Raw genomic sequence first — 18519 nt, forward strand, 5'->3', positions numbered from 1 at the left:
AGGACCCACTTATTCCACGCGGGCTCCGGCCCGCCCCGCTGTTGAAGGAGTTTGCCGTGCCCAAGGAAAGTGGCCGGAAGGTAGTGGCCACCAATCGCAAGGCCCGGCACGACTACGAAATCCTCGACACCTACGAGGCCGGCATCGCCCTGATGGGCACCGAGGTGAAGTCCCTGCGCGCCGGGCGGGCCTCCCTCGTTGACGGCTTCGCGGTGTTCTACAACGACGAACTGTGGCTCGAGGCGATCCACATCCCCGAGTACACGCAGGGGAGCTGGACCAACCACGCCGCCCGCCGCCGACGGAAACTGCTGCTGCACCGCGAGGAACTGACGAAGATCTCCCAGAAGATCCGCGAGTCAGGCTTCACGCTGGTGCCCCTGCAGCTGTACTTCCTCAATGGCCGGGCCAAGGTCGAACTCGCCGTCGCCCGCGGCAAGCGGGACTACGACAAGCGCCAGACGCTGCGCGAAAAGCAGGACAACCGCGAGGCGCTGCGCGCAATGCGCGAGAAGAACCTCGGCGCCTGATGAGCGATGTCTTCTGGGAGGCGCAGGAGGAATCCGAGCACCCCGACGAGTCGGAGCTGCGCTATAAGCGCCCGTGGTGGGTCACCCTCGGCGCCGTGGTCGACCTGCTCCTCCTGTTCGCCATCGTTCCGGTGGGGATCCTTTCCCTGATCCCCTTCTTCTTCCTGATCTACATCTACCTGGCCCAGGTGCTGGTGTGGATATCACCGGTGCTCCTGCTGCTCAATGCCGCGGTGTTCTGGTGGAGCTTCCGGCGGAAGCAGGCAGCCACCACGGCCCTGGCGGCTCTCGGGATCGCTTTCGTGACGGTGTCCTTCGTCGTCGTCGCCCTGTGGCAGGCCCAGGTGGTCATCCTCGGCATCCGCTTCTGACGCCGGTCCGTCAAGCCCCCGGAGGGAATCACGGATGAAGCTGCCGCAGGGAATCACCGCGGCGGCACATGCGTTACACTAAACGTCTGGGACACGCCTCGCGGCGGGTTCCGGACATTGGTAACTGAATACGGGGATGACAGGTTTCGACGATGTTAGTCGCGACAGGGGAAGCGGGCCGAGGATACAGGGTTATCTCGTTAACGCTCTCTGTAAAACAATAAGTGCCGAATCTAAGCGCACTGACTTCGCTCTCGCTGCCTAAGCAGCCTAGCTAGTCCGTCAGACCGGGTTTGCTCTCGCCCCGGATCCTGGCGTCATTTAGAGGGCCACTGCTCCTGGTTTTTGTTGTAGGAACCAGGGGGACTCTAATACAACTGAGCTCGGCAGCCACTTGTTTGCACGATGGCTGGAGCTGAGAAAAACCGACGCAAACTGCGCCCGGAGAAGCCCTGACAACACTGCATCGGACGCGGGTTCAATTCCCGCCATCTCCACCTGATCCTCCGCCTCCTTCCGGCGGCGGCGGACCCCGGCCCCAGGCCTTCCGGAATCCGGAGAGCCTGGGGCCGTTCAGTTTAACCCCTGCCGCAGGTTCCCGCGTGGATTGCCGTTCCCCGCCCGGAGAAGCACCGGCGGCCGGCGCGGCAACACTAGACTGGCGCCATGAGCTCCACCGACAGGCCGTCATGGCTTCCACCGCTGCCCCCGCCGCACCGCGGGCGCCCGCTGATCATCCTGGGCTGGCTGCTTGTCGGCGGAAGCTTCATCTACATCTTCATCATGAGCTACGTGGGAGGAACCCACACCCTCTACACCCTGATTCCGCTGGCCCTGGGCCTGCTCTGCCTCATCATCGGGCTGCTGCGGCGCAATGAAGGCCGGTAGCGGCCCGGTGTCCGCCGGCACCGCCATGCCCCTACCGAAAGCGAGCCGCCCATGACCGAAACACCCGCGCCCTGGTGGACCCGCGCCGTCGTGTACCAGGTGTACCCGCGCAGTTTCGCCGACGCCGACGGGGACGGCAACGGCGACCTCGCCGGGATCCTTGGCAGGCTGGACTACCTGGCCGAGCTGGGCGTCGACATCCTCTGGCTCTCGCCGGTCTACGCCTCGCCCCAGAAGGACAACGGCTACGACATCAGCGACTATCAGCGCATCGACCCGGTCTTCGGAACCTTCGCCGACTTCGACGCCCTCGTGGCGGGCCTCCATGCCCGCGGCATGAAGCTGGTGATGGACCTGGTGGTGAACCACACCTCCAGCGAGCACCCGTGGTTCCTTGACTCCGCGTCCTCCCCGCAGAGCCCCCGGCGGGACTGGTACTGGTGGAGGGACCCCCGGAAAGGCTTCGCGCCGGGGGAACCCGGCGCCGAGCCCACCAACTGGGGGTCCTTCTTCAGCGGCCCCACCTGGACCCTCGATCCCGCCAGCGGGCAGTACTACCTCCACCTCTTCGCCCGGGAGCAGCCGGACCTCAATTGGGAGAATCCCGAGGTCCGCGCCGCCGTGTACGACATGATGAACTGGTGGCTCGACCGCGGCGTCGACGGTTTCCGGATGGACGTCATCAACTTCGTCTCCAAGACCCTCCCGCTGGCCGACGGCGCCGTCCCGCCCGGGCACCTGTGGGGCGACGGCGGACCCCAGTTCATGTCCGGCCCGCGGATCCACGAATTCCTCGCCGAGATGCACCGGGAGGTGTTCGCCGGCCGGGAGGCCGAGCTGATCACGGTCGGGGAGATGCCCGGGGTCACTGTGGATGAGGCTCGGCTGTTCACCGACCCCGCCCGCGCCGAGGTGGACATGGTCTTCCAGTTCGAACACGTCAGCCTCGACCAGGGTCCCGGCGGCAAGTGGGACTACCGGGGGCTTGACCTGCGCGACCTGAAAACCTCGTGGAACCGGTGGCAGAAGGGCCTTGCGGATACGGGCTGGAACAGCCTCTACCTCGACAACCACGACCAGCCCCGCCTGGTGTCGCGCTTCGGCGACGACGGCGCCTACCGCTACGAATCCGCGACGCTGTGGGCGGCCCTGCTGCACCTTCACCGCGGCACCCCGTACATCTACCAGGGCGAGGAACTGGGCATGACCAATGTGCCCTTCACCTCCATCGAGGACTTCCGGGACGTCGAATCCCTCAACTGGTACGAAGAGGCGACGATGAAGCTCGGCCGGGACCCGCAGGAGGTCCTGGCCGCCCTGCGCAGGACGAGCCGGGACAACGCGCGCACGCCCGTCCAGTGGACCGGCGGGGCCAACGCCGGCTTCACCACCGGCACACCCTGGATCGCCGTCAACCCAAATTATCCAACGGTCAACGCCGAACTCGACCGCTCCTCCCCGCGCTCGGTTTACCGGTTCTACCAGCGCCTGATCGCTCTGCGGCACGGCAGCGCGGTGGTGCAGCTGGGACAATTCGAACTCGAGCAGGCCGACCATCCGGTGCTCTACGCGTTCACCCGGACCCTGGACGGCGCCGTGCTCCGGGTGCTCGGGAACGTCTCGGGGGAGCCCCTCGGGCTTCCGCCCGGGCTCGGCGGCGGCACGCTGCTGCTTGGCAACTACGGGGACGGCGACGCCGGCACCGCCCGGGACGGCAACCTCCGGGACGCCGCTGGGCACGAGCCGGACACCCTGCGCCCCTGGGAGGTACGCATCCTCGACGTGTCCTGACGGGCGCCCTATCGCTCGTTGATGAGGGTGGAGGAGTAAAGCTCGAGCAGGGCGGGCATCCCGCCTTCCTTCATGGCCCGGCGCTGCCGCTCGGCGCCGGTGCCCTGCTCCCAGACCGTGGCCAGGCCCGCCTGCACCCAGGCGGTGTCCCCGGCGGCGTCGAGGGCGGGGCCCACGTAGTCCAGCAGGCGTTCCATCTGGGCCCGGGCGGGTGTGAGCGTGCCGGTGCGCAGGTCCACAGAGCCGCCGGTGAGCCCGTCCCGGGCGGCCTGCCACAGGGCGGCGTCAAGCAGTTCGGGTTGCGGGTCAAGGAAGCGGGTGTCGGCGTCGGCGTCGGCGACGGCGGTGGTGACCAGGGCGCGGATGAGCGCACCGATCAGCACTGAGTCCTGGGCCTCCAACTGGACGTCCCCGGCACGGACCTCAAGGGTCGGGTAGCGGTCGGACAGGCGCGCCATCCAGGTCAGGACCCCGCGATCGATGATCACCCCGGTGGCGACGAGGCGCTCAATGCGCCGCTCGTAGTCGGCGGCGTCCTCGAAGACCGGCGGAACACCCTGCACCGGCCACCGGCGGTAGTGGACCAGCCGCCAGCTGCCGAATCCGCTGTCCCGGTCGAGCCAGAACGGGGAATTTGTGCTCAGGGCGGTGACAATGGGGATCCATGGGCGGATCCGGTTCAGGGCCTGGACCCCGGTCTCCTTGTCGGGAATGCCGACGTGGACGTGCAGCCCGTTGACGAACTGGTCGCCGACGATCCCGGGGGCGCTGGCCTTCAGCTCGTGGTAGCGCTGCTTGTCGGTCAGCTGGGGGTACTCCTGCTCGATGCGCGGGGCGGTGGCCGTCGCCGCGGCGAGCACCCCGAACTCGCGGGCCGCCGCGTTGAGCTGCCGCCGGAAGTTCAGCAGGGACTCCTCGGCCTCGGTCAGCGTGCTGCACACCGGCGTCGCGGTTTCGATCTGGCAGCTGAGCAGTTCCCGCTGGATGTCGTCCGGGTCGATCTCCGGGGTCAGCTCGAGCCGTCCCTGGATGTCCGTGGCTCGGTGGACGGGCAGGCCCGAGGCCGGGTCCACCAGCAGGTACTCCTCTTCAAGGCCAAGAGTGGTCATGGGGCGGCTCCGGGGTCGTGGGGTACGGTCGTGACGCGGCACTTCCTGACCAGTCTAAGGACACCGGGCACACCAGCCGGAAACGCAATTAGAAACCGGACCGGTCAGCCGGCGGCGGCCGGCATGACGCAGCCGGGGTGGGGCTCCAGGGTCTCGACCCACAGGGCCTGCGCCAGCGCGTCGCTGACCTCCACCGCGGCCGGCCCCGCCGCGGTGTCGAACACGACGGCCAGGGCCCCGCCGAACGGCCGGTGGCCGGTGACCGTCAGCGGAACGTCAAGGCCCACGGACCTGCCGCTGAGGTAGCGCAGCACCTCCGGGTCGTCGTCGCTCACCCGGGCCAGGCGGGCGCGGTGCCCGTCGTCGAGCGTGGCGATGGGAAAGGCCGCCGGAAGGCGGATGTGCCCATCGGCTGTGGGAATCGGATCGCCGTGCGGGTCGCGGTGCGGCTGCCCGAGCTTGGCATCGAGGCGTTCGATGAAGGCGTCCGAGACGGTGTGTTCAAGCACCTCCGCCTCGTCGTGCACCTCGTCCCAGCGGTAGCCGAGCTCCTGCACGAGGAAGGTTTCAAGGAGCCGGTGGCGGCGCACCATGGCCAGGGCGAGCCGGCGTCCCTCGGGGGTGAGCCGGATGGGGCCGTATCTCTCCCGCTCCGCCAGGCCCAAATCCACGAGCTTGCCGACCATCTCGGTCACCGAGGAGGCCGCGATGGACAGCCGCCCGGCCAGTTGTGACGCCGTGATGGGCTTGTCCTGCCACTCGGTGAAGGCGTAGACGGTCTTGACGTAATCTTGGACGCTCGCCGAACCGATGCTCAGGGCCGGAATGTTCCTCGGCCCCATTCAGGACACCGCCCCGGCCGGTGCGTCTCCCACGTGTGCCTCGGCGGAGGGGGAATGCCGGCGGCTGCGGCGCACGCGCAGGCGCTGCCAGAGCACGCCGTTGGGCCGGGCCACCAGGTAGACCACGGTGAAGACGAGGGACTGGGCGAGGACGACGGCGGCGCCGGTGGAGATATCGAGGTAGTAGCTGGCGTAGATTCCGGCGAGGGAGGCGGCCACCGTAATGCCGACGGCCAGTACCAGCATGCGGTCGAAGCTGCGGGTGAGCAGGAACGCCGTGGCGCCGGGGGTGATGAGCATGGCGACCACGAGGATGATGCCCACCGCCTGCAGGCCCACCACCACGCTGAGCGCGAGCAGGCCCAGCAGCAGCGCCGAGAGGAACTTCGTGTTCAGCCCGATCACGTGCGCGTGGGTGCGGTCAAAGGCCAGCAGGGTCAGGTCGCGGCGCTTGAACAGCACCACCGCGAGGGTCACGGCGCCGAGGATGAGCACCTGCCACAGTTCGCCGTCGGTCACCCCGAGCACATTGCCGAACAGGATATGAAGCAGGTCGATCTGCGAGGGGGTGCTGGAGACGATGGCCAGCCCCGCGGCGAACAAGGCTGTGAACACCACGCCGATCACCGTGTCGGGTTTGAGCTTCGTGGTGGAGCGCACCACCCCGATCAGCGCGACGGCGCCGGCTCCGAAGATGAACGCACCGATGGAGAACGGAATCCCGACGATGTAGGCCAGGGCCACCCCGGGCAGGACGGCGTGCGAGACGGCATCACCCATCAGCGACCAGCCCATCAGGATCAGCCAGCAGGAAAGGACGGCGGACACCACGGCTGCCGCGACGGTCACAATCAGGGCCCGGGTCAGGAACCCGTACTGCAGGGGCTCGGTGAGCCAGTTCAGAAGGTCCATCTCAGGGCTCCCGGATTTCGAGGGCGCCGCCGAAGGCAAGCGCGAGGTTGCTGGGGGTGAGCACGTCCGAGGGCCGGCCCCGGGCGAGGACCCGGTTGTGCAGCAGGACGGCCGAGTCGCACAGCTGGGATACCCCGGCGAGGTCGTGGGTCGACATCAGCACCGACCGGCCCTCGTCGCGCAGTTCCTTGAGGAGCGCGGTCAGGGTTGCCTCGCTGGAGCGGTCAACCCCGGCGAAGGGTTCATCGAGCAGCAGCAGCTTCGCGTCCTGGGCGATGCTGCGGGCAACGAACGCCCGCTTGCGCTGCCCGCCGGAGAGTTCGCCGATCTGCCGGCGGCGGAGCCCGGCCAGACCCACCCGCTCCAGGGCGGCGTCCACGGCGGCCCGGTCGGCGGCCGAGGCGCGCCGGGAAGGGCCCATGAGCCCGTAGCGCCCCATGGCGACGACGTCGGCGACGGAGACCGGGAAGTCCCAGTCGACGTCCTCGGCCTGGGGCACGTAGGCGACGAGCCCGCGCTGGCGGGCCTCCCGGCTGGTGCGCCCGAACAGTTCAACGGTGCCCGCGGCCGGCACGAGCAGGCCCATGAGGGCCTTGAAGAGCGTCGACTTGCCCGACCCGTTGACCCCGACAAGGCCGCAGATGCTGCCCGTTTCCACGCTCACGCCCACCCCATCGAGGGCGCGCACGTCGTTGTAGCTCACGGTGAGGTTGGTGGCCCGCAGGGCCGGCGGGGCGGCGGAGAGGGTGCTCATCCGGAAAGTCCTTCGGTGATCAGGGAGATGTCGTAGCGCAGCAGGTCAAGGAAGGTCGGAACCGGGCCGTCCGGGCCGGAGAGGGAATCGACATACAGGGGCCCTTCGAGCCTCACGCCGGTGGCGGCGGCGACCTGCTCCTGGGCGGAGGGGTTCACCGTCGATTCGCAGAAGACCGCGGGGACATCGTGGCGGGAGACGAAGTCGATGACCGCGCGGATCTGGCGGGGCGTACCCTCGGCGTCGGCGTTCACCGGCCAGATGAACGCCTCCTTGAGCCCGGCGTCGCGCGCCAGGTAGGAGAAGGCGCCCTCGCAGGTCACCAGCGCCGCGCCCTCGGTGCTGCTGGCGCCGGCCCGCAGGGTCTCCAGCAGGGCCTGCAGTTCGGCCTTGAGGGCCGCCCCGTTGGCCTCGAAGGCCGCCGCGTGCTCCGGGCTGAGGTCCGAGAGCGCCCGGACCGTGTTGTCGACGTAGGTTTGGGCAGCGAGCGGGGACATCCAAGCGTGCGGATTGGCAAGGCCGCGGTAGTCGCCGGAGCGGATGTCCACGGGTTCGACGCCGTCGGAGAGCACCACGTGGGGGGCGTCGACTGAAAGCAGGAAACGCTCGAACCAGCGCTCGAGGCCGAGCCCGTTGTCGAGGATGAGGTCGGCATCCTGGGCGCGGATGAGGTCCGACGGCGTCGGCTCGTAGCCGTGGATCTCGGCGCCGACCTTGGTGACCGACTCCACCCGGACGTGCCCGCCGCCCACCTCGTCGACGAGGTCGGCGAGCACGGTGAAGGTGGTGAGGACGACGGGGCGGTCGTCCGAGACGGCGGCGGGCGCCGGCGCTCCCGCGCAGCCGGTGAGTGCGAGGCCCGTACACAGCAGGAGGCCCGCAAGGAATTTCGGCATACCTAAATATAGGGCTTCGGTTGCCCGTAACGCTATGGGGAGGCGGTGTGGGCCCTGGCCCGCCAGGCGTAGGTGAAGTACGGCAGGGAGATCACCGCGTCCGGTGGAAACGCCAGGTAGTCGTGGAGGTACCACCGCAGGTTGGCCTCGAGCCGGGCCCGGGTGGCCTCCGAGGCGCGCTGGTAGTAGCTGCGGGATTTCGCCAGGTCGACCACCCCGGCGGCGTCCAGCTCCTGGGTCCAGCGCACCCTCATCGGTTCGGGCCGGGTGAAGAGCGGCCCGAAGTCGGGCCGGTACCCGGGGGAGTAGACGTCACCGGCGTGCATGATGCGCGAGAGCCGGTGGACCCACGGCAGGCCGACGTCGAGCTGGTTCCAGAGGACCCCGAGCGTGCCGCCCGGCACGAGGACGCGGGCCGCCTCCGCCGTGGCGGCCGCAGGGTCGACCCAGTGCCAGGCCTGGGCGAGGGTGACAAGGTCCACGGAGGCGCCGGGCAGGCAGGTGGTCTCGGCGGTTCCGGTGAGCACGGCCGCACCGGGCAGGCGGGAGGCGAGCACGGAGAGCATGTCCGCGGAGGGGTCGAGGGCGGTCACCGTAAGCCCGTGGTCGAGCAGCATGCGGGTGAAGATCCCGGTGCCGGCACCGAGGTCGGCGGCGGACTCGGCACCCGGCGGCACCACCCATTCCACGACCTGCTCGGGGTACGACGGACGGACGCGGTCGTAGCGGCCGGCGCCGGTGAGGTAACCGGCGGCCAGCGAGCGCCGGCGGCCGGGGTCCATCCGGGGTCCGCTGCGCGCCGGTGCGGGCCTGCGCGGGCCGCCGGGAGCTCCCCGGTGTGCGCCCGTCAGAGCAGATCGTCCATCTGCGGGTTGAGCATCCGGAGCACGTCGCTGTGGAGCGTGCCGTTGGTGGCCAGCGCGTTGCCGCCGTAGGGGCCGTCGGTCCCGTCGAGGGAGGTGAACCGTCCGCCGGCCTCGGTCACGATCGGGACCAGCGCCGCCATGTCGTGAAGGTTGAGCTCGGGTTCGCACGCAATGTCGACGGCGCCCTCCGCCACCAGGCAGTACGACCAGAAATCCCCGTAGGCGCGGGTGCGCCAGACCCGCTCGGTGAGGTTGACGAACTCCGGCAGGGCAGAGCGTGCCTTCCACCCGGAGAGGCTTGAATAGGAGAGCGAGGCGTCCTCGAGGCGGGACACGTTCGAGACCCGCAGCCGGGTCGCGGCCGCCAGGGACTTGCCCATGAACGCGCCGGTGCCCTCGGCCGCCCACCACCGCTTGCCCAGCGCCGGGGCGCTCACCAGGCCGACCACCGGCCGGCCTTCGTCCACGAGGGCGATCAGGGTGGCCCAGACGGGCACGCCGCGCACGAAGTTCTTGGTTCCGTCGATCGGGTCGATGATCCAGCGCCGCGACCCCGACCCGGTGCTCCCGAACTCCTCGCCCAGCACGGCGTCGCGCGGGCGCACGCGCGAGAGTTGGCTGCGGATGGATTCCTCCGCCGCCCGGTCGGCGTCGGTGACCGGGGTGAGGTCGGGCTTGGTCTCTACGCGGAGGTCCTGCGCCCGGAACCGGGACATGGTCTGGTCATCGACCGAGTCCGCCATCACGTGGGCGAGGCGCAGGTCATCGTTGTAGCTCTGGACGAGGTTCATGCCTTCAACTTATCGCTTCCGGGGCCATTACCCGGAAAAGGCGCCGGGGCCCGACTATGCCCGTGGAACCGAGAATGATTGCAGCTTCCCAGCCGGGGAGGCGACCCGCGTTCTCCATTCCCCACTCGAGCGCACAGGACGACTGCATATTATATCCACCGGCTTTCCAGGAGTCCACGCCGGGCGCGGGCGGCCGGGCCGGTGTCGACACTCCTGGTGGGCAGGACTAGGCTCGCCGTCACAACGTAATTCTTCTGCTGTCGTCCGCTGTTTCCGGATCCCCACCGGGGCGACCAGGAACAGCCGCCTTATATCTCCCTCCACTCCTGGTATTGCGACGGAGCGCCATGAGCAGCGTTGGTTTGCTATACGTGGGCGCGGTTCTCTTCATCAACGGGCTAATGCTTATCGGGGTAGTCCCCGGTAAATCCGCGGCCATTCTCAATTTCTTTGTCGGGACGATGCAGGTTGTCTTCCCAACCATCATCCTCATTCAGGCCAATAACGACCTGCCCACGATCTTCGGGGCTGCCGGCCTGTATCTCTTCGGCTTCACCTACCTCTACGTTGGGATACTCCAGGTCACCGGAGTCAGCGGTGAGGGCCTTGGCTGGTTCTCGCTATTCGTTGCCGTCTGTGCTGTCGTGATCGGCGCCCTCCAGTTCACCCTCGTGGGGGACCCTGTCTTCGGTGTCATCTGGCTGACCTGGGCCGTTCTCTGGTTCCTGTTCTTCCTCCTGTTGGCACTGGGGCGGGACTCCCTGACCTATGCCACCGGCTGGTTCACGATCTTCGTCGCCCACATCACCGGGACGATTCCGGCGTTCTTCCTGCTGGTGGGCAGGTATGACACGAACGCGGGGCTTGCCCTGCTGGTGACGGTTGCGGCGGTGGCCGCCCTGGCGGCAGGACTCTTCCTCGGGCGGAAAGGCATCCCGCGCGGAAAGACGTCGGAGGAGGGGGCGGCTGTGTCGCCGGCCTGAGTGTCGATTGCCCAAAGAAAGGTCTGCCCTATGCCCATCTATGAGTATTCCTGTCCTCAGTGCGCAGCATTCGAAGTGATCCGTCCCATGGAAGCAGCAGCGGACGAACAGGTCTGCCCCACCTGCGGCCAGGAGGCGCGGCGAAAGATCAGCGCGCCCCACCTTTCCAGGGCGGGCACGGCGGCCTTTTCGCTGATCGATTCAACACACCGGAGTGCATCGGAACCTCAGGTGGTGACCGGGACGCTGCCATCGACGAATGCACGCAGGACCTCGCCCTATTCGTCCAATCCGCTACACCAGAAACTGCCGCGGCCCTAGTTGATGGGTGCGGCCAGATCCAGATATTGGAGGAGTTCAAATGCCTGACGTCATATTTCCGCTCGATTCGTCCAAGAAATTCGAAGACCAGGAGAAAGTCGGACATAACCGGTGGCATCCGGAAATTCCGCCGGTCGCCACGGTGAGGCGCGGAGATTCGTTCCGGGTCCACTGCCGTGAATGGTTCGACGGCGCCATCGTCAACGACGACTCCGCAGACGACATCCTCAACGCCCCGCTGCTCACCGTCCACAAGCTCAGCGGGCCCTTCGCCGTCGAAGGAGCGAGGCCGGGTGACCTCCTCGTCGTCGATATCCTCGACGTCGGACCAATTCCGCAGGAGGACTCGGGGCCTCTGGCCGGGCAGGGGTGGGGCTACACCGGTATTTTTGCGCGGAACAACGGCGGCGGGTTCCTGACGGACCAGTTCCCCGACGCCTACAAGGCGATCTGGGACTTCACCGGGCAGGTGGCAACCTCGAGGCATGTTCCGGAGGTGTCCTATGTAGGGCTCATCCACCCCGGCCTGATGGGTACGGCGCCCTCCGCCCAGCTGCTCGCGAAGTGGAACCAGCGCGAAGGCGACCTGATCGCCACCGACCCCAACCGCGTGCCGCCGCTCGCGCTGCCGCCCGAACCGCGGGAGGCGGTGCTGGGCAGCCTGGCGGCGTCGGAGTTCGACCGGGTGGCAGGGGAGGCCGCGCGCACGGCACCGCCCCGGGAGAACGGCGGCAATCAGGACATCAAGAACCTCTCGAAAGGCACCCGGATTTTCTACCCGGTGTTCGTCGACGGAGCGAACCTCTCACTGGGCGATCTTCACTTCTCCCAGGGTGACGGCGAGATCACCTTCTGCGGCGCGATCGAGATGGGCGGTTTCATCGACCTTCGAGTCGATGTGATCAAGGGAGGCATGGAAACCTACGGCGTGAGCGAGAACGCCATTTTCATGCCCGGCATCGTGGACCCCCGGTACAGCGAGTGGATCGCCTTCTCGGGCACGTCGGTGACCCTTGATGGCAAGCAGCACTACCTCGACTCGCACCTGTCCTATCAGCGCGCGTGCCTTCATGCCATCGACTACCTGACGAAGTTCGGCTACAGCCCCGAGCAGGCCTACCTGCTGCTGGGGTCGGCGCCGATCGAGGGCAGGCTGTCCGGCGTGGTGGACATCCCCAACTCGTGCTCGACGGTCTACATCCCGACGGCGATCTTCGACTTCGATGTGCGTCCCTCGGCGGCCGGCCCGCACAAGGTGAACGCCGGCATGGGCGCACCGCGGTCGAACAACACCTAGGAGGACCACCGGATGGCGGCGCCGCGGGAGGTCCAGAGCGGCCCCCGGCCTCCACCGGGGCCGTTAACGGCCAAGGGCCACCGGCGGCGGATGCCGCAGCGGTGACCCTTGGTTCGGCCGCTCAGCGCGGCCGGAGGTTGCATTCCCGGAGGAGGGAAACCTTAGAGAACGGTGATGTTCTCAGCCTGGGGGCCCTTGGGTCCCTGGGTGGTCTCGAAGTTGACCTTCTGGTTCTCTTCGAGTGAACGGAAGCCGTTCGAATTGATTGCGGAGAAGTGTGCGAACACGTCGGCGCCGCCGTCTTCGGGAGCGATGAAACCAAAGCCCTTTTCAGCGTTGAACCATTTCACTGTACCTGTAGCCATTTTTAGATCCTTACCTTGTGAGAGACGCCCCGAACTCCGGTGCGCTCGTCGTGGTGTTCGTTTTCGCTTATCAAAACAGCTTTCGAACTCCGAAAGGAGGATTCAAGGCCAGAAATTCAATGCGCAACACAACAACTGACTTCAGTCTAACAGGGTTTACTGGCTCCCCAGTTCCTTCGCCTCCTGCGCCGCCTGGCGGGAGTCCGAGGACCCGGCGCCGAGCAGGCGCCGGAGGGAGGCCAGGCGCACCGGCCCGGATTCGCCGGCGGCACCGCTGGCGACCCATCCGTCGAGGCCGCAGTTCACGGCGTTGGAGTCGTGGAGGCAGCCTCGTTCGCAGTCGGCGGTGCCCGGCTCAAGGTCGGGGAAGGCCTGGAGGATCCGGTCGGGGTCGACGTGGGCCAGGCCGAAGGACCGGATGCCGGGGGTGTCGATGATCCAGGTGCCGGGGGCGGACCCGGCGGCCTTGAGCGCAACGGCCGAGGATGAGGTGTGGCGGCCCCGTCCCGTGACGGCGTTGACGCCTCCGGTGGCGCGCGTGGAGCCGGTGAGGGCGTTGACCAGGGTGGACTTGCCGACCCCGGAGTGGCCAAGCAGCACGCTGACCTGTCCGTCGAGCTCCTCCCGCAGGGTGCTGATGGCCCCGCCCGAGAGGCGGGCCGAGGCGCCGTCGTCGGAGGTTGCCTCGATGCCGCCGGGGTCGGCGGCGGTCCTGCTGATCACCACCCGCAGGTCGAGGTGCTCGTAGTTGGCAAGCAGCGGCGCCGGGTCCACCAGATCCGCCTTCGTGACGCACAGCAGGGGGCGGATGCCGGCGTCGTAGGCGGCCACCAGCGCGCGGTCGATGAATCCGGTGCGCGGTTCCGGGTTGGCGGCGGCGACCACGATGACCAGCTGGTCGGCGTTGGCGACCACGACGCGCTCCACCGGGTCGGTGTCGTCGGCGCTGCGGCGCAGCACGGTGCGCCGCTCCTCAACGCGCACCAGGCGCGCCAGGGAGTCCGGGCCGCCGGAGAGGTCGCCGACGAGCGCCACCAGATCGCCGGCGACGACGGCGCTGCGGCGCAGCTCGCGGGCCCGCGCCGCCACGATGAGCCGCTCGTCGGGGGTGTCCTCATCGACGACGGCGGTGTAGCGGCCGCGGTCGACGGTGACGATCCTGCCGGTGACGGCGTCCTCGTAGGCCGGGCGGTTCTTGGTGCGGGGGCGGGAGCCCTTCTTGTTGGGGCGGATCCGCACGTCGGACTCGTCCCAGGCCCGGGAGCCCCTCCGGTTGCCGGCCTCAGTCACCCGGCGAGTCCCCGGTGCGCGCTGTGGCCACGAGCTGCGCCCACAGTTCTGGGAACTGCGGCAGCGTCTTGGCCGTGGTGGCGATGTTTTCAACGAGGACCCCGTCGACGGTGAGGCCGATCACCGCGCCGGCCGTGGCCATGCGGTGGTCGTCGTAGGTGGAGAACACGCCGCCGTGAAGCGGGGCGGGCCGGATGAGGAGGCCGTCCGCGGTTTCCTCGGCGTTCCCGCCCAGGGCGTTGATCTCACGCACCAGGGCCGCCAGCCGGTCCGTCTCGTGCCCCCGCAGGTGGGCGATGCCGCTCAGGGTCGACGGGGTCTCGGCCAGGGCGCACAGCGCGGCCACCGTCGGCGCCAGTTCGCTGGTGTCGGCGAAATCCCCGCCGGTGATGCGCGGGCCGCCGGTGACCGTCAGGGCGCCGCCTGCCAGTTCCACCGAGGCGCCCAGGCGCGGAAGGATCTGCCGCCACGCGTCGCCCACCTGGGTGGTCTCCGCCGGCCAGTTCGGGATGGTCACCCTGCCGCCGGTGACGACGGCGGCGGCGAGGAACGGCCCGGCGTTGGAGAGGTCCGGTTCGATGGCGATGTCGAAGGCGCGGATCGGGCCGGGGCTGACCCGCCAGGACATCGGGACACTGTCATCGACCTCGACACCGACCCTTCGAAGCACCCTCACCGTCATCGCAATGTGCTCGAGGCTGGGCAGCCGGCCGCCGGCGTGCTCGAGGTGAAGCCCGCGGGTGAACGCCGCCCCGGCCAGGAGCAGCGCTGAGACAAACTGCGAGGACGCGCCGGCGTCGATCGCCAGATGCCCGCCCTCGACGGCGCCGCGGCCGTCGACGGTGAAGGGAAGGGCGCCCGCGCCGTTGTCGTCGACCGGAACCCCCAGGCCGCGCAGGGCGCCGATCGTGGCACCCATGGGGCGTTGACGGGCGTGCGGATCGCCGTCGAACGCGGTGGCACCCTCCTGCAGGGCGGCCAGCACCGGCACGAAGCGCATCACCGTTCCGGCCAGCCCGCAGTCGATCCGCCGCTCCCGGCGCTCCCGGGGAAAGGGAACCACGTGGAGGTCCGGCCCGAACCGCCCGGTCCCCTCGATCGCGGTGACCGTAGCGCCGAGCGCGCGCAGGGCGTCGATCATCAGCGCCGAGTCGCGGGAGTGGAGCGGGTTGCGCAGCGTCGACGGTCCGTCGGCCAGGGCCGCCAGGACGAGGTACCGGTTGGTCAGGGACTTGGAGCCCGGAACCTCAACGACGGCGTCGACGGGCGCGCCGGGCCGGGGGGCCGGCCAGACGCCTGGAGATTGCTGAGGCACGGCGGTCCCGGCAGAAGGATGGGCCATGGAGGTTAGGAACCCACAACGTCGGCGGCGGTGCGGCGGACGGCGATATCGGCCTTCTTCAGCTGCTTGCGGGCGTCCTTGCTCAGGCCCACCGCGTTCTTCTTGGCACCCGAGGCGAAGTGCTCAGCGCGCCAGGCCAGCCCCGGGCGGCCGTTGGTGTCAACGGAGGCCAGCAGCGCCGCCCCGACGAGGGAAAGGTTGCGCAGCAGCTGGCCGCGGCGTTCCTTGCGGGCTGCCGGCGTCGAGGAGTCCGCCGACTTGAAATCGACAAGCGTGTTGGCCGCGGCGGAGACCGCGAGCAGCGTTCCGGCGACCCGGGAGAACCGTCCCAGACCGAGCAGGATGCCCGCGCCGAGCTGCACGCCGCCGAGGACCTGGGCGACCCGCTTGGCGTCACCAGTCACCGGGGCCAGGGAGGGGACGGCCTTGCCCAGCCGGGCCAGGACGGGTTCGAGCTGCTCGGCGCTTTTTCCTGCGCTCCGCAGCCGGTCCACCCCCGAGAAGGCGAAGCTGCTGGCGGTCAGTGGTCGGGCGATAACGCGGACAAGGGTCACAAGAGCCTCCTGGTTGCCGGCGCACCGGCGCCGGTGTTCATGATGATTCGGAACTTACGAAGCACGCTGGGTCTAGTTTTGCACTTTTGGACGTGGGAGGCGATCCGCCCGCCGCCGTACCGGCAGGGGGTGATCCCGCCGGAAATATGTGCTCTGCGGTGATCCCTCGCCGTGCCGGGGGAGCCGGTGGAATAAGGCCGGCCCCACCGGGGTTCCATCTGAGTAAGCGAAATCGACGGACGGGGGCACATTGGGTACACCGGCAAGTGTTTCGGAACAGCTCGCGCCCGACTTCCAGCTGAACGTTACGCTGGAGCAGCGGAGCCGCTCGGCGGCGCCCGGCAGCGGGCGCGTAGACTTTCCCCCAATGAATACAACAGCTCCGGCGGGCAGCAGCTCGACCGAAAATGACCAGTTGGACGTATCCACGGAATCGGACGCAGACCGCAAGGCCCGCTTCGAGCGGGACGCCATGCAGTACGTCGACCAGTTGTACTCGGCGGCCATGCGCATGGCCCGCAACCCCAGCGACGCCGAAGACCTGGTGCAGGAGGCCTACACCAAGGCGTTCTCGGCGTTCCACCAGTACAAGCCGGGAACGAACCTCAAGGCCTGGCTGTACCGGATCCTGACGAACACCTATATCAATCTCTACCGGAAGCGCCAGCGGGAGCCGCTGCAGTCGCATTCGGACACGATCGAGGACTGGCAGCTGGCCAAGGCAGCCGAACACACCTCCTCGGGTCTGCGGTCGGCCGAAGCCGAGGCGCTGGACCACCTGCCGGACTCGGACATTAAGAATGCGCTGCAGTCGATCCCCGAGGAATTCCGCCTCGCGGTGTACTTCTCGGACGTCGAGGGCTTTGCATACAAGGAAATCTCAGAAATCATGAATACGCCCATCGGGACGGTGATGTCCCGGTTGCACCGCGGGCGCAAGCTGCTGCGCGACCTCCTGTCGGAGTACGCGCTGGAGCGGGGGCTGGGCACCCCGGCCGCGGTGGAGGGTGTTAAGGGCACGAAACAGGAGAGTGCAAAATGAAGGATTGCGAAGAATTGGGGGACTGCCCCGATGCGCGGATCGAGAAGCTGTACGACTACCTTGACGGCGAGCTCTCCCACAAGGACCTCGTGGAGATCAAGGCGCACCTCGACAGCTGCGCGGTGTGCGCCAAGGAGCACGACCTCGAGTGCGTCATCCGGGAGGTCGTGAAGCGCTCCTGCAGGGAGAAGGCACCGACCTCGCTGAAGGACAGCATCCTCGAGCGGATCGGCCAGCTGAAGACCGCCGGGCATTAGGCCCGGGCGCAGACAGAAAAAGACCCCCGTGCCGGAAGGCCGGGGGTCTTTTGCTGTGTTCCAACGATCAGGTGTTGGGACGCTTACCGTGGTTAGCGCCTCCGCGCTTACGGTCGCGGCGCTTGCGTGCTCGCTTGCTCATGGCTGGCCTCCTTAGATATGCCTACAGAACTGCATTCAAGTCTCCCACATCCAGCGGGTGCCTCCTAAACGCGCGGCGCCCCCGGGCGCCCGGCGTGCGGGCCCGCCCTAGGATGGGGGCACAGCACCTACCGAGGGAGATTTCCAATGCGCGCCGCCTACGTCGAAGCGACATCGAAGGACAACCCGCTCGGGGCCCTGCGGGTGGGGGAGTTCGAGCCGCCCGCGCCGCCGGACGGGTTCCGCCGGGTGAGGGTGGTGGCCTCCGCGCTGAACCGTCACGACCTGTTCTCCCTCCAGGGGGTGGGCCTGCCGGATGAGCGCCTCCCCATGGTCCTCGGGTGTGATGCGGCGGGGGTCGACGACGACGGGCGCAGCGTGATCGTGCACTCGGTGCTGTCCTCGCCGGGATGGGAGGGCGACGAGACCCTCGACCCGCAGCGCTCCCTGCTCTCCGAACGCTACCCGGGCACCATGGCGGACTACGTGTGGGTGCCCGAACGCAACCTGGTGCCCAAGCCCGAAGGCCTTTCCTTCGAGGAGGCCGCCTGCCTTCCGACGGCGTGGCTGACCGCCTACCGGATGCTGTTCACCGTCTCGCCCGCGGCCCCCGGTTCGACGATCCTGATCCAGGGCTCGGGCGGCGGCGTCTCCACGGCCCTGATCAGCCTCGCGTCGGCCGCCGGCTTCCGTGTCTGGGTCACGGGCAGGAACGCCGGGAAGCTCGACCGTGCCCGCGCCCTGGGGGCCGCGGACACGTTTGAGGCCGGTGCCCGCCTGCCGGAGCGGGTCGACGTCGTGTTCGACTCCGTCGGCGAGGCGACCTGGTCTTCCTCGCTCAAGGCGCTGCGGCCCGGGGGAGCGGTGGTGACCTGCGGCGCCACCAGCGGGCCGGCGCCCTCGGCGGAGCTGAACCGGGTGTTCTTCCTCCAGCTGCGGGTCCTCGGCTCCACCATGGGCACCCGGGACGAGCTGCTCCGGCTGACCCGGTTCCTGGCGGCCACGGGCGTCCGTCCGCCGATCGACTCGGTGCTCGGCCTCGAGGATGCGGCGGACGGCTTCGCCCGAATGGCCGCCGGGGACGTGTTCGGCAAGATCGTCTTCCGGCACTAGCCCGGCCGGCCCTGGTGCGGCAGGCCCGGCATGCAGCGGGCCCGGCAGGCAGCAGGCCCCCGAC

At 68.6% G+C, this 18519-nt stretch carries 22 protein-coding genes and 1 other RNA gene; 11 read left to right on the plus strand and 12 right to left on the minus strand.

The window, feature by feature from the left end; all coding sequences use genetic code 11:
• The first annotated feature begins 56 nt into the window (after positions 1–56).
• From smpB to GVV86_RS09310, 5 genes are all read left to right on the plus strand, one after another.
• Positions 57–530 carry an SsrA-binding protein SmpB gene (gene smpB / locus GVV86_RS09290; RefSeq protein ID WP_120165137.1) on the plus strand — a complete coding sequence of 158 codons (474 nt, stop codon included), beginning with the start codon at positions 57–59 and terminating at the stop codon, positions 528–530.
• Entirely contained in the window at positions 530–901 is a 372-nt protein-coding gene (locus GVV86_RS09295; protein WP_159618136.1) for a hypothetical protein, read from the plus strand. Before smpB ends, GVV86_RS09295 begins: the two co-directional genes overlap by 1 nt.
• Before the next feature lie 132 nt (positions 902–1033).
• Positions 1034–1401, plus strand: a transfer-messenger RNA (tmRNA) gene (gene ssrA / locus GVV86_RS09300).
• Positions 1402–1567: 166 nt separating this feature from the next.
• Positions 1568–1789, plus strand: coding sequence for a hypothetical protein (locus GVV86_RS09305; RefSeq protein WP_159618138.1), 222 nt, complete (start codon positions 1568–1570; stop codon positions 1787–1789).
• 51 nt (positions 1790–1840) lie between these two features.
• On the plus strand, positions 1841–3580 hold the full coding sequence (locus tag GVV86_RS09310; RefSeq protein WP_159618140.1) for an alpha-glucosidase: 1740 nt from the start codon (positions 1841–1843) through the stop codon (positions 3578–3580).
• An 8-nt stretch (positions 3581–3588) separates the two neighbouring features.
• Here GVV86_RS09310 and GVV86_RS09315 read toward each other — a convergent pair whose 3' ends face one another.
• From GVV86_RS09315 to hisN, 7 genes are all read right to left on the minus strand, one after another.
• The gene (locus GVV86_RS09315) at positions 3589–4689 is read right to left on the minus strand and encodes a carboxylate-amine ligase (protein ID WP_159618142.1); all 1101 of its coding nucleotides are present in this window, start codon (positions 4687–4689) and stop codon (positions 3589–3591) included.
• 104 nt (positions 4690–4793) lie between these two features.
• Positions 4794–5531 carry a metal-dependent transcriptional regulator gene (locus GVV86_RS09320; protein ID WP_159618144.1) on the minus strand — a complete coding sequence of 246 codons (738 nt, stop codon included), beginning with the start codon at positions 5529–5531 and terminating at the stop codon, positions 4794–4796.
• Positions 5532–6443, minus strand: a complete 912-nt coding sequence (locus tag GVV86_RS09325) for a metal ABC transporter permease (protein ID WP_159618146.1) — start codon at positions 6441–6443, stop codon at positions 5532–5534.
• A 1-nt stretch (position 6444) separates the two neighbouring features.
• The gene (locus GVV86_RS09330) at positions 6445–7197 is read right to left on the minus strand and encodes a metal ABC transporter ATP-binding protein (protein WP_159618148.1); all 753 of its coding nucleotides are present in this window, start codon (positions 7195–7197) and stop codon (positions 6445–6447) included.
• On the minus strand, positions 7194–8093 hold the full coding sequence (locus GVV86_RS09335; protein ID WP_159618150.1) for a metal ABC transporter solute-binding protein, Zn/Mn family: 900 nt from the start codon (positions 8091–8093) through the stop codon (positions 7194–7196). The genes GVV86_RS09330 and GVV86_RS09335 overlap by 4 nt, the downstream gene beginning before the upstream one ends.
• Positions 8094–8125: 32 nt before the next feature.
• Positions 8126–8875: a class I SAM-dependent methyltransferase gene (locus GVV86_RS09340; protein ID WP_159618152.1), complete on the minus strand. Its 750-nt coding sequence runs from the start codon at positions 8873–8875 to the stop codon at positions 8126–8128.
• Positions 8876–8940: 65 nt separating this feature from the next.
• Positions 8941–9750: a histidinol-phosphatase gene (hisN, locus tag GVV86_RS09345; RefSeq protein ID WP_159618154.1), complete on the minus strand. Its 810-nt coding sequence runs from the start codon at positions 9748–9750 to the stop codon at positions 8941–8943.
• Positions 9751–10097: 347 nt separating this feature from the next.
• On the opposite strand from hisN, the gene GVV86_RS09350 reads away from it, so the two are divergent.
• From GVV86_RS09350 to fmdA, 3 genes are read left to right on the plus strand one after another with little or no spacing between them, the layout of a single operon-like run.
• Positions 10098–10733, plus strand: a complete 636-nt coding sequence (locus tag GVV86_RS09350; RefSeq protein WP_159618156.1) for an AmiS/UreI family transporter — start codon at positions 10098–10100, stop codon at positions 10731–10733.
• Between the two features lie 30 nt (positions 10734–10763).
• Complete coding sequence (locus tag GVV86_RS09355) at positions 10764–11054, plus strand: FmdB family zinc ribbon protein (protein ID WP_159618158.1); 291 nt, start codon at positions 10764–10766, stop codon at positions 11052–11054.
• Positions 11055–11094: 40 nt separating this feature from the next.
• Positions 11095–12351: a formamidase gene (gene fmdA, locus GVV86_RS09360; RefSeq protein WP_159618160.1), complete on the plus strand. Its 1257-nt coding sequence runs from the start codon at positions 11095–11097 to the stop codon at positions 12349–12351.
• 161 nt (positions 12352–12512) lie between these two features.
• Here fmdA and GVV86_RS09365 read toward each other — a convergent pair whose 3' ends face one another.
• The 4 genes from GVV86_RS09365 to GVV86_RS09380 all read right to left on the minus strand — a co-directional run bounded on the left by GVV86_RS09365 (position 12513) and on the right by GVV86_RS09380 (position 15902).
• Positions 12513–12716: a cold-shock protein gene (locus tag GVV86_RS09365; RefSeq protein WP_026532371.1), complete on the minus strand. Its 204-nt coding sequence runs from the start codon at positions 12714–12716 to the stop codon at positions 12513–12515.
• Positions 12717–12872: 156 nt separating this feature from the next.
• Complete coding sequence (gene rsgA, locus GVV86_RS09370) at positions 12873–14006, minus strand: ribosome small subunit-dependent GTPase A (RefSeq protein ID WP_159618161.1); 1134 nt, start codon at positions 14004–14006, stop codon at positions 12873–12875.
• Positions 13999–15348 (minus strand): 3-phosphoshikimate 1-carboxyvinyltransferase, encoded by a 1350-nt coding sequence (gene aroA / locus GVV86_RS09375; RefSeq protein WP_159802619.1) that lies wholly within the window; start codon positions 15346–15348, stop codon positions 13999–14001. The genes rsgA and aroA overlap by 8 nt, the downstream gene beginning before the upstream one ends.
• Positions 15349–15353: 5 nt before the next feature.
• On the minus strand, positions 15354–15902 hold the full coding sequence (locus GVV86_RS09380) for a DoxX family membrane protein (RefSeq protein WP_159618163.1): 549 nt from the start codon (positions 15900–15902) through the stop codon (positions 15354–15356).
• Positions 15903–16200: 298 nt separating this feature from the next.
• Here GVV86_RS09380 and GVV86_RS09385 point away from each other — a divergent pair, with 298 nt between their 5' ends.
• Together GVV86_RS09385 and rsrA are read left to right on the plus strand one after the other, a co-directional pair.
• Positions 16201–16944 carry a sigma-70 family RNA polymerase sigma factor gene (locus GVV86_RS09385; RefSeq protein ID WP_159618220.1) on the plus strand — a complete coding sequence of 248 codons (744 nt, stop codon included), beginning with the start codon at positions 16201–16203 and terminating at the stop codon, positions 16942–16944.
• The gene (gene rsrA, locus GVV86_RS09390; RefSeq protein WP_159802620.1) at positions 16941–17201 is read left to right on the plus strand and encodes a mycothiol system anti-sigma-R factor; all 261 of its coding nucleotides are present in this window, start codon (positions 16941–16943) and stop codon (positions 17199–17201) included. The genes GVV86_RS09385 and rsrA overlap by 4 nt, the downstream gene beginning before the upstream one ends.
• Before the next feature lie 67 nt (positions 17202–17268).
• Here the strand turns inward: rsrA and GVV86_RS18965 are convergent, their stop codons facing one another.
• Positions 17269–17343, minus strand: a complete 75-nt coding sequence (locus GVV86_RS18965; protein ID WP_369299106.1) for a 50S ribosomal protein bL37 — start codon at positions 17341–17343, stop codon at positions 17269–17271.
• A 146-nt stretch (positions 17344–17489) separates the two neighbouring features.
• Between GVV86_RS18965 and GVV86_RS09395 the strand changes: the two genes are divergently transcribed.
• Positions 17490–18455: a zinc-binding dehydrogenase gene (locus GVV86_RS09395; RefSeq protein ID WP_159802621.1), complete on the plus strand. Its 966-nt coding sequence runs from the start codon at positions 17490–17492 to the stop codon at positions 18453–18455.
• Positions 18456–18519 lie beyond the last annotated feature (64 nt).

The organism is Arthrobacter zhaoguopingii, assembly GCF_009828595.1.
In the GTDB taxonomy this organism is placed as follows: domain Bacteria; phylum Actinomycetota; class Actinomycetes; order Actinomycetales; family Micrococcaceae; genus Arthrobacter_D; species Arthrobacter_D zhaoguopingii.